10 protein-coding genes are annotated in these 10,200 nt (G+C 72.1%); 7 read left to right on the top strand and 3 right to left on the bottom strand.

Annotated features, from left to right (window positions below):
• Positions 1-37 precede the first annotated feature (37 nt).
• The 7 genes from OHA37_RS15335 to OHA37_RS15305 all read left to right on the top strand — a co-directional run bounded on the left by OHA37_RS15335 (position 38) and on the right by OHA37_RS15305 (position 6,515).
• Positions 38-1,606, top strand: a complete 1,569-nt coding sequence (locus OHA37_RS15335) for a complex I subunit 4 family protein (RefSeq protein WP_266912810.1) — start codon at positions 38-40, stop codon at positions 1,604-1,606.
• A complete protein-coding gene (locus OHA37_RS15330) occupies positions 1,603-3,186 on the top strand; it encodes an NADH-quinone oxidoreductase subunit N (protein ID WP_266905527.1) in 1,584 nt (527 codons plus the stop codon). The genes OHA37_RS15335 and OHA37_RS15330 overlap by 4 nt, the downstream gene beginning before the upstream one ends.
• Before the next feature lie 303 nt (positions 3,187-3,489).
• Positions 3,490-4,353 carry a zinc metalloprotease HtpX gene (htpX, locus tag OHA37_RS15325; protein ID WP_266905525.1) on the top strand — a complete coding sequence of 288 codons (864 nt, stop codon included), beginning with the start codon at positions 3,490-3,492 and terminating at the stop codon, positions 4,351-4,353.
• Positions 4,350-4,742: a YccF domain-containing protein gene (locus OHA37_RS15320; RefSeq protein WP_266905523.1), complete on the top strand. Its 393-nt coding sequence runs from the start codon at positions 4,350-4,352 to the stop codon at positions 4,740-4,742. Before htpX ends, OHA37_RS15320 begins: the two co-directional genes overlap by 4 nt.
• 210 nt (positions 4,743-4,952) lie before the next feature.
• Positions 4,953-5,891, top strand: a complete 939-nt coding sequence (locus tag OHA37_RS15315; protein ID WP_443046168.1) for a glycosyltransferase family 2 protein — start codon at positions 4,953-4,955, stop codon at positions 5,889-5,891.
• 79 nt (positions 5,892-5,970) lie between these two features.
• Positions 5,971-6,276 (top strand): hypothetical protein, encoded by a 306-nt coding sequence (locus OHA37_RS15310; protein ID WP_266905521.1) that lies wholly within the window; start codon positions 5,971-5,973, stop codon positions 6,274-6,276.
• Positions 6,264-6,515 (top strand): hypothetical protein, encoded by a 252-nt coding sequence (locus OHA37_RS15305; protein WP_266905519.1) that lies wholly within the window; start codon positions 6,264-6,266, stop codon positions 6,513-6,515. Before OHA37_RS15310 ends, OHA37_RS15305 begins: the two co-directional genes overlap by 13 nt.
• Here the strand turns inward: OHA37_RS15305 and OHA37_RS15300 are convergent.
• The 3 genes from OHA37_RS15300 to OHA37_RS15290 all read right to left on the bottom strand — a co-directional run bounded on the left by OHA37_RS15300 (position 6,499) and on the right by OHA37_RS15290 (position 10,012).
• Entirely contained in the window at positions 6,499-7,749 is a 1,251-nt protein-coding gene (locus tag OHA37_RS15300; protein ID WP_266912808.1) for an APC family permease, read from the bottom strand. The genes OHA37_RS15305 and OHA37_RS15300 overlap by 17 nt on opposite strands.
• Positions 7,750-7,776: 27 nt before the next feature.
• Positions 7,777-9,204 carry a SulP family inorganic anion transporter gene (locus OHA37_RS15295; RefSeq protein WP_266905517.1) on the bottom strand — a complete coding sequence of 476 codons (1,428 nt, stop codon included), beginning with the start codon at positions 9,202-9,204 and terminating at the stop codon, positions 7,777-7,779.
• 319 nt (positions 9,205-9,523) lie between these two features.
• Positions 9,524-10,012, bottom strand: a complete 489-nt coding sequence (locus tag OHA37_RS15290; RefSeq protein WP_266905515.1) for a YajQ family cyclic di-GMP-binding protein — start codon at positions 10,010-10,012, stop codon at positions 9,524-9,526.
• Between the last annotated feature and the right edge of the window lie 188 nt (positions 10,013-10,200).

Raw genomic sequence — 10,200 nt, 5'->3', positions numbered from 1 at the left:
CCGTGAGTCAGCCGTGATTGATATCAGCCCGTCCGTGATGCAGTTCCTTCTGGCGTTCGTCGTGGCCGGCCCGCTCGTCGGCGCCGTCGCCGCCCTCCTGCCGGCCCCGCCCGGACTGAAGGGCAAGAGCCCCGAACAGGCCGTACTGCGCCACGGCGTGACCGTGACCGGTGCGATCCTCGCCGCGGCGGTCGTCCTCGCCGTGGGCTTCGACCACGACGCCCCGTCCCGCTTCCAGGCCACGACGGACATCAGCTGGATCCAGGCGCTGAACGTCCGGATCCACCTCGGCATCGACGGCATCTCGCTCCCCCTCCTCCTGATGACCGCGCTGCTGTTCTTCCTCTGCGCGCTCTACAGCTACTTCAAGCTCCCCGCGGGCCCCTCCGCGAAGGCCTTCGTCGCCCTGCTCCTGGTCCTGGAGTCCGGCACCCTCGCCACCTTCGCCGTCCTCGACCTGCTGCTGTTCTTCCTCGCCTTCGAGATGGTCCTCATCCCGATGTACTTCCTCATCGCCCGCTGGGGCGGTGCTCAGCGGCAGGCCGCCGCCTGGAAGTTCATCCTCTACACGCTCCTCGGCTCCGTCGTCATGCTGCTCGGTCTGCTGCTGATCGGACTGAAAAGCGGCACTTTCGACATGGTGGCACTCGCCTCTGACAACGGCCGCGAACTGTCCCACACCACCCAGGTCCTGGCCGTTCTCGCCATCGGGATCGGCCTCGCCGTGAAGACCCCGATGTGGCCGCTGCACAGCTGGCTGCCGGACGCCCACACCGCCGCCCCCACCGTCGGCTCCGTCCTCCTCGCGGGCGTCCTGCTGAAGATGGGCACCTACGGGTTCGTCCGGATCCTGCTGCCCGCCACCCCCGACGGCATGGCCACCTTCGCCCCGTACCTGGGCGCCTTCGCCGCCGTGGGCATCGTCTATGGGTCCCTGGCCTGCCTCGCCCTCGCCCGCAAGGGCAACAAGGGCGACCTCAAGCGCCTCATCGCGTACTCCTCCGTCGGCCACATGGGCTTCGTCCTCCTGGGCATCGCGTCCATGACCCCCACCGGCGTCAACGGCGCGCTGTTCGCCAACGTCGCGCACGGCCTGATCACCGGCCTCCTCTTCTTCCTCGTCGGCGCCCTCAAGGACCGTTACGGCACGGCCGACCTCGACACCCTCGCCGGAGCCACCGGAGCGGCCCTCTACGGCCGCGCCCCCCGCTTCGGCGCCCTCCTCGCCTTCGCCGCCATCGCCTCGCTCGGACTCCCCGGCCTGGCCGGCTTCTGGGGCGAGATGCTGGCGCTCTTCGGCGCGTTCGACCCCGCCGAGGGCCTGTCGCGGCCCGCGTTCCTCACCTACATGGCCGTCGGAGCGTTCGGCACCCTGCTCACCGCCGCCTATCTTCTGATCGTCGTACGGCGGGTGTGCATGGGCGACCCGAAGACCGCGCGCGAAGGCGCCGCCGCCCCCGTGGTCCTCGCGGACATCCAGCGCTACGAGTACGCCGCCTGGACCCCGCTCGTCGCCCTCACCCTCCTCGCCGGCCTGTGGCCCGCGGTCCTCCTCGGCCTCACCGACCCGGCCGTCCAGAAGCTCCTCGCGGGAGGGAACTCATGACGGTCCTTCGCCCCACCATCAGCACCGCCATCGCCGCCGCCGACGGACCCGGCATGGTCCAGTCCGTCGACTGGCTCGCCATCGCGCCGGTCGTCATCACCGCAGCCGTCGGCCTCCTCGTCCTGGTCGCCGACCTCTTCCTGCCGGAGCGCCGCAAGCCGCTGCTCGGCTGGATCTCCGTCGCCGGACTGGCCGCCGCGACCGCCACCCTGCTGCCGCTGCGCGCCGGCGACCGCAGCACCTTCTGCCTCACCGGACCCGGTACGGCGGACCCCGCCGCGTGCAGCTACGCCGCCGACCACTTCGCGCTCGTCGTCCAGTTCCTCGTCCTGGGCGGCGCCCTGATCACCGCCCTGCTGTCGGTCACGGCCGTCCGCGAGGCGCGCATGCCCGCCGGCGAGTACTGGTTCCTGCTGCTCTCCTCCGCAGCCGGCGCGGCCCTGCTGCCTGCCTCCCGCGACCTCGCCACCCTGATCGTGGCCCTCGAAGTCGCCTCGCTGCCCGCCTTCGCCCTCGTCGGCATGCGGCGCGGCGACCGGCTCTCCTCCGAGGCCGCCCTCAAGTTCTTCCTGTCCTCGGTCACCGCCACCGCCGTGTCCCTGATGGGCGTCAGCTTCGTCTACGCCGCCACCGGCTCCCTGCACCTCACCCAGGTCGCCGACCGGCTCGAAAGCGTCCCCGGGCAGCTCGACACCCTCGCCATGGCCGGAGTCGCGCTCACCCTGGTCGGCTTCGCCTTCAAGACGGCCGCCGTCCCCTTCCACTTCTGGGTCCCGGACACCTACGTCGGCGCCCCGCTGCCCGTCGCCGGATACCTGTCGGTCATCGGCAAGGCCGTCGGCTTCACGGGCCTCATCCTCGTCACCGTGATCGCCTTCCCGGCGTACTCCGACGTCTGGGGACCGGCCCTCGCCGTCCTGGCCGCGCTCACCATGACCCTCGGCAACGCGGCCGCCCTGCGCCAGTCCGCGGACCGCCCGGGCGGCGCCGTACGGCTGCTCGCCTGGTCCTCCGTCGGCCAGGCCGGCTACCTGCTGGTCCCGATCGCGGCCGCCGCCTACGCCGGGCGCGACCAGATCGGCTCCACCGTCGCCTACGCCCTCATGTACGCCGCCGTGAACCTCGGCGCCTTCGCCGTGGCCGCCCTGGTGGCCCGTACGAAGCCCCTGCACCGGCTCTCCGACTACCGGGGCCTGTACGCCGAGAGCCCGCTCGCCGCCCTCGCGATGGCCTTCTTCCTGCTCTGCCTGGCCGGTCTGCCGCCGGGCATCATCGGGCTCTTCGCCAAGGTCACCGTCTTCCGCTCGGCGGTCGACGCGGGACTGGGCTGGCTCGCCGTGGTCATGGCCGTCAACGTCGTCATCGCGCTGTACTACTACCTGCGCTGGACCGCCCTGCTCTTCCGCGCCCCCGACACGGACGCGGCCCAGGAGGGCACCCAGCAGGGCGCGCAGCCCCGTACGAGGACCCCCTGGCCGGTCACGGCGGCCATCGTGCTCACGGCCGCCACCGCCCTGGTCCTCTCGGGCGCCCCGCAGCTCGTCCTGCGCTTCGCCTCGGGCAGCCTCTTCCCGCTGTAGAGCTGTAGAGCTGTAGGGCTGTAGGGCTGTAGAGCTGTAGGGCCGCAGAGCCGCGCCGGAGCGCCCCGGGAGGCCTGCCGGAGCCGTGGCCTGCCCCGCGCCCGTAACCCGTACGGCCCAACCTCCACCGCGCCCGCCGCGCCCCCGCCCCCCGGCCCACCGGGGCGGCGGGGCCGGGCGCGCCCGGGGAACCTGCCGCGCTCACCTCGCGTTGACCAGGAAGGGAGGGTCCACTGGACCGTAGGCCCTCCGATCCCCAGATCCTGGACGGGTCCCCCTGCCGCACCACTTGGAGGGCGCACCGTGCACCGCCGGCACAACGGGCTGAAGACCGCCGTACTCCTCGGTGGTCTGTCGGCCCTCATCATCCTCATCGGCAGCTTCTTCGGCCGGGGCGGCCTGATCGTCGCCGTCTTCGTGGCCCTGGGCACCAACGCGTACGCGTACTGGAACAGCGACAAGCTGGCTCTACGCGCGATGCGGGCCCGCCCCGTCAGCGAGTTCGAGGCACCCGAGCTCTACCGCATGGTGCGCGAGCTCTCCACGTCCGCACGCCAGCCCATGCCCCGCCTCTACATCTCCCCGACCGAGGCCCCCAACGCGTTCGCCACCGGCCGCAACCCGCGCAACGCCGCGGTCTGCTGCACCGAGGGCATCCTGCGCATACTCGACGAGCGCGAGCTGCGCGGGGTCATCGGCCACGAGCTCAGCCACGTCTACAACCGCGACATCCTCATCTCGTCCGTCGCGGGCGCCCTCGCCTCGGTGATCATGTTCCTGGTCAACTTCGCCTGGCTGATCCCCATCGGCCGCTCCAACGACGACGAGGGGCCCGGGCTCTTCGGCATGCTGCTGATCATGATCCTGGGCCCGCTGGCGGCCTCCGTGATCCAGCTCGCCATCAGCCGCTCGCGCGAGTACGAGGCGGACGCCTCCGGGGCCCAGCTCACCGGGGACCCGCTCGCCCTCGCCAGCGCCCTGCGCAAGCTGGACGCCGGTACCAAACAGCTCCCGCTGCCGGCCGAGCCGCGACTGGAGACCGCGAGCCACATGATGATCGCCAATCCCTTCCGTCCCGGCGAGGGATTGTCCAGAATGTTTTCCACGCATCCTCCGATGGCCGAGCGCATCGCCCGGCTCGAACAGATGGCAGGCCGCAGTCAGTGAAGACCATCCTGAATCTCATTTGGCTCGTCCTCAGCGGAGTCTGGCTCTTCCTGGGCTACTGCCTGGCGGGTGTGATCCTCTGCATCACCATCATCGGAATCCCCTTCGGCATAGCCTCGTTCCGCATCGCGGTGTACGCGCTGTGGCCCTTCGGGTACACGGCCGTCGAGCGGCGTGACGCGGGCGCCGCGTCCTGCATCGGGAACGTGCTGTGGCTGGTCCTCGCGGGCTGGTGGCTGGCCATCGGCCACATCGTCACCGGCATCGCGCTGTGCCTCACGATCATCGGCATCCCGTTCGGCATCGCCAACTTCAAGATGGTCCCGCTCTCCCTGCTCCCCCTCGGCCGTGAGATCGTCCCCACGGACGCTCCGTTCGCCTCGCGCTGAGCAGCGCCGAGCCCGGACCCGGCTCATCCACTCGTATTAAAGTTCCGGGTTGCGGACGAGTGACGCGGACGAGCGGCACGCACGACGGGCAGGGAAGAACCGATGTCGACTGAGCCCTCTGAGCCCTCTGAGCCCTCTGAGCCCTCTGAGCCCTCTGAGCCTTCAGGGCACTCCGAGCACTCCGAGCTCCCCACGACCCTCTCGGTGGTCGTGCCGATGTACAACGAGGAGGACGCCCTGCCGGCCCTGGTCGGCAGGCTGCGCCCGGCACTCGACTCCATGGCCGTCCGCTACGAGGTCGTCGCCGTCGACGACGGCAGCAAGGACCGCACCGCGGAGCTGCTCACCGAGTTCCAGGCCAAATGGCCCGAGCTGCGGATCGTGCGGCTGCGCGGGAACTCCGGCCACCAGGCCGCCCTGACCGCGGGCCTGCACAGCGCCTCGGGCGCGTACGTGGCCAGCATCGACGCGGACCTCCAGGACCCGCCGGAGAAGATCCCGGAGATGCTCGACCTGGCCCGCGCGGACGGCCTCGACATCGTCTACGGGGTCCGGGCAGACCGGAGCACCGACACCGGGTTCAAACGCCACACGGCCGGTGCGTACTACTGGCTGGTGCGCCGCCTGGTCGGCAAGCAGGTGCCCGCGCAGGCGGGCGACTTCCGGCTGCTGAGCCGCGCGGCGGTCGACGCGGTCAAGGCCATGCCCGACCAGCACCAGGTGTACCGGCTGCTCGTGCCGTGGCTCGGATTCCCCAGCGGCCAGGTCAGCTACCAGCGCGAGGAGCGGGTGGCGGGCGAGACCAAGTACCCGCTGAGCAAGATGCTCCGGCTCGGCGTCGACAGCGTCATCAACTTCTCCGCCGCTCCACTGCGGCTGGCGACCTGGCTGGGCGTGGCCAGCTTCTTCGGCTGCCTGCTGATGGTGGGCGCCACCCTGGCGATCTACCTGGAGGGCAAGACCGTCCCCGGCTGGACCTCGCTGTTCATCGTGATGCTGTTCCTCGGCGGGGTGCAGCTGATCTGCGTGGGCCTGCTCGGCGAGTACATCGGCCGCATCTACACGGCGGTACAGCGCCGTCCCACCTTCTTCGTCGGGTACGACTCGAACGCGGCCCCGGCGCGGAACCCGGAACGCCAACCGGACTGAAACCCCCGCAGGCAGTGGTTGAAATCCCCTGAAGTCGCAGGTCAGCGGGATTGTCAGTGGGGGATGTCACTCTGTGTGCATGAACGACACCGAGCAGTTGCTGAAGCAAGTCGCCGGTCGCGCGCACCGCTCCCACCAGGGGCGGTACGGGGCCACCGGCATCCCTGCCATGCCCCTTCCGGCGCTCCTGCCCGGCGCGGAACCGCACCGGGTCGAGGCCGCCTCCGGCTTCGCCCTGCCGCCCCTCCTCGCGGCCCTCCACACCCGGGTCGCGGACGGCGGCTTCGGCCCCGGGCGCGGCCTGCTGCCCCCTGCTGTCCCTGGAGCGCGCCGCCGCCGAATACACCGCGGTGCGCGCGCCGGCCCGAGGGCGTGCTGCCCATAGCCGACTTCGGCTGCGCCTTGCGCGCCTGCGTGGAATGCCGCTCGGAAGCCGCCCAAGTCCCGCTGTTCGAACCGAACTCGGGCGATCCCGACCCCGTCTGGTTCCTCGAATCGCCCACCCTCGCCGACTGGCTGCGCGGCCGGCTCGAGGGCAGCGACCGGTTCAGCGGGGAAGCGGGCGCGGGGGAGGAGCGGGACCTGGAGCCGACCCCCTGGGCGGGCTTCAGGCCCCGGGTGTGAGCCGCCGGCGCACGCCGTAGGCCAGCGCGCCCAGCGCAAGCACCGAGGCCCCCGCGACGGTCGACGCGGCGGGCAGCGCACAGGCCAGCACCACACAGCCGGACAGCCCGACCGCTGCCACGGCCCGGTCCTTGACACCTGAATCGAGAGTCCACGCGGAGGCGTTCGCGATCGCGTAATAGGCGAGCACGCCGAAGGAGGAGAAACCGATCGCGCCCCGCAGATCGGTGGTGGCCGCGAGCACCGCCACCACGGCGCCCACCGCCAGCTCGGCGTGGTGCGGCACCTGATGCCGGGGATGTACGGCGGCCAGCGCGCGCGGCAGATGGCCGTCCCGCGCCATCGCCAGGGTGGTCCGCGACACCCCGAGCACGAGCGCCAGCAGCGAGCCCAGCGCCGCCAGGGCCGCCCCCACCCGCACGACGGGAGTCAGTCCGGGCCAGCCGGCCGCGCGCACGGCATCGGCCAGCGGAGCCGCCGACCGCGCCAGCCCGTCGGCGCCGAGCACCGAGAGCGCCGCCACCGAGACCGCGGCGTAGACGAGCAGGGCGATCCCCAGGGCGAGCGGAACCGCCCGCGGGATCGTGCGCTCCGGGTCGCGGACCTCCTCGCCCAGGGTGGTGATCCGGGCGTAGCCCGCGAAGGCGAAGAACAGCAGCCCGGCGCCCTGGAGCAGCCCGGCGGCGGCCCAGTCCGAGCCGCCGAGACGGCCGGCGTCGGCCGCGCCGGAGGACAGGCACGCCACGACGACCCCGGCCAGGACGGCCAGCACCACCGCCACGATCACCCGGGCGATCCGGGCGGACTTCTGCACCCCGCCGTAGCTCGCCGCGGTCAGTGCCACCACCGCGGCCACGGCCACCGCGTGCTGCTGCCCGGGCCACGCGTAGGCCCCGACCGTGAGGGCCATCGCCGCGCAGGAGGCCGTCTTGCCGACGACGAAGCCCCAGCCGGCCAGATATCCCCAGAAGGGCCCGAGACGTTCGCGCCCGTACACGTAGGTGCCGCCCGAGGAGGGATACCGGGCGGCCAGCCGCGCCGAGGAGTGCGCGTTGCAGTAGGCCACCAGGGCCGCGAGCGCGAGCGCCGCGAGGAGCGCCCCGCCGGCCGCGCGCGCCGCCGGGGCCAGCGCGGCGAAGATCCCGGCGCCGATCATCGCTCCGAGCCCGACGACGACCGCGTCGAAGACGCCCAGGGTGCGCTTCATCTCGTTGGGCATGGCGTTGGCGTTCATGGCGGTCACGGCCGGAGGGTATCCGGGCTAGGTGACGCCTTCCTTGCCGGGGACGGGCGTGCGGCTGCGCTCCCAGCCGTCCAGTGCGGTCAGGCAGGCGTGGTCGAGGTGGCGCAGCCCGCTCAGGTCGAGGCGGACGGCGCCGCCGCGGGGGAGTGCGTCCAGCTCGTCGAGCAGTTTGGGCAGGCGCAGGAAGCTGGCGTTCCCCAGGATCCGCACGCGCAGTTCGTCGCCCTCCCACACCGGCTCGATGTGGACGTGGGAGGTCTCCCAGGCCGCCTTGGCGACGGCGAGCCCCAGTCCGGCGAGCACCCCCTCGAAGAGGTTCGTGGCCACGATCGCCGAGGCCGTCGCCACCAGGACGACCGCCTCGCCCCGGTGTGAGCGCCACAGGGCGGCCACCGCCCGGACCGGCAGCAGCTTCCAGCCGGCGTGCAGCAGCACCCCGGCCAGCGCGGCGAGCGGGACGGACTCCAGCAGTCCGGGGACGGCCACGGCGAACAGCAGCAGCCAGCCGCCGTGCAGGATCCGGGAGGCCCGAGTGCGGGCGCCGGCCTCGACGTTGGCGGCGCTGCGGACGATGACGGCGGTCATCGGCAGGGCCCCGAGGAGCCCGCAGAGGGTGTTCCCGACGCCCTGGGCGACCAGTTCGCGGTCGTAGTCGGTCCGGTCCCCGTCGTGCATGCGGTCCACGGCCGCGGCACTGAACAGCGTCTCGGCGGAGGCGATCAGCGCCAGCGCGACCACGGTCCCGACGGCCCCCACGGAGGCCAGCACCCCGAAGTCCCCCCAGTCGGGCGGGGTCACAGCCGACAGGACGCCCGTGACCCGGACCCGCTCGACGGGCAGTCGCAGCACCACGGCCGCGGCGGTCGCGGCCGCGACCCCGACGAGCGCCCCCGGCACGAGCCGCAACCGGTCGGGCATCCGCCGCCACACCACCAGGACCGCGACGGTCCCGGCCCCCAGCGCCACGGCGGTCCAGTCGGCGCGCCCGCCGAGCTGCAGGGCCCCGGCCAGCTTCTCCAGGGTCCGCGCCGGGGCCTGCACATCGGCCAGGGCGTACAGCTGACCGGCGATCAGCACGAGCCCGATGCCGGCCAGCATCCCGTGCACGACGGCCACGGAGATCGCCCGGAACCACCGCCCGAGCCGCAGCACGCCCATGCCCAGCTGCACCAGGCCGGCGGCCAGGACGAGTACGCCGAGCGCGGGCAGCCCGTAGGTCCGCACGGCCTCGTAGACGAGCACGGTGAGCCCGGCGGCCGGGCCGCTCACCTGGAGGGAACTTCCCCGGAACCAGCCGGTGACCAGCCCGCCCACGACCCCGGTGAGGATCCCGAGTTCGGCCGGCACACCGGAGGCGACGGCCACTCCGACGCAGAGCGGTAGCGCGACCAGAGCGACAACGACGGACGCCCCGAAGTCTTCACGTAACGTGCCGGCCCCAGGCATGCGGGAACCCCCTGTCGAGGCGGTGACGGACACCCCTCACCCTGGTGGGCGCACTCCCCGCCGCCCAAGTGCACACGGAGGACGCCACGGGCGCGTACGCCGCTCACGCCCGGCACACACCCACTGAGCGCCGGTCCCGCTCACCGCCCGCTCCACCGCCCGCTCCACCGCCCGCGGTGCCCCATCCGCGGTGCCCCGCCCCACCGCACGAGCCCCTGCCGCACCCGCCCCCCCGCCCCCGCCGCAACGACCGCGGCCCGGCGGTCCTCGAAGGACCGCCGGGCCGGTGTGCGGGCTGAACCGAGGCCTGAGCCTGCGATCAGCGGTAGTTCACGTACTGGATCGCGAAGTCCAGGTCCTTGCCCTTGAGGAGGGCCTGGACTTCCTGGAGGTCGTCGCGGCTCTTGGAGCTGACGCGCAGCTCCTCACCCTGGACCTGGGCCTTGACGCCCTTGGGGCCCTCGTCACGGATGATCTTCGCGACCTTCTTGGCGTTCTCCTGGGAGATGCCTTCTTCGATCGTGGCGAAGATCTTGTACTCCTTGCCGGACAGCTGCGGCTCACCGGCGTCGAGCGCCTTGAGGGAGATCCCGCGCTTGACCAGCTTGGTCTCGAAGACGTCCAGGACGGCCTTGACGCGCTCCTCGGAGTTCGCCTCCATCAGGATCTTCTCGCCGGACCAGGCGATCGTGGCGCCGGTGCCCTTGAAGTCGTAGCGCTGCGAGAGCTCCTTGGCGGACTGGTTGAGGGCGTTGTCGACCTCCTGCCGCTCGACCTTCGAGACGATGTCGAAACTGGAGTCGGCCATGTGCTGTGGCTCCTTGAAGTCGGTAGTGATGGCCCCGAAGGGCACGGCCGGACATCCCCGGACCGCTCCGCAAAGCCTAGCCACCGAGCCCACGTGCGGTGCTGATCAATCCGGTGGCGAAGCACCCCCGGTCATCGGGTATCGTTTACGTCGTTGCCACGGAGCGCCGCCGCAAGGCGGAAAGACGG

Source organism: Streptomyces sp. NBC_00335, assembly GCF_036127095.1.
Taxonomy (GTDB): domain Bacteria; phylum Actinomycetota; class Actinomycetes; order Streptomycetales; family Streptomycetaceae; genus Streptomyces.
Note: the sequence above shows the minus strand (reverse complement) of the source record. Positions and strands in the feature narration are given on the sequence as shown.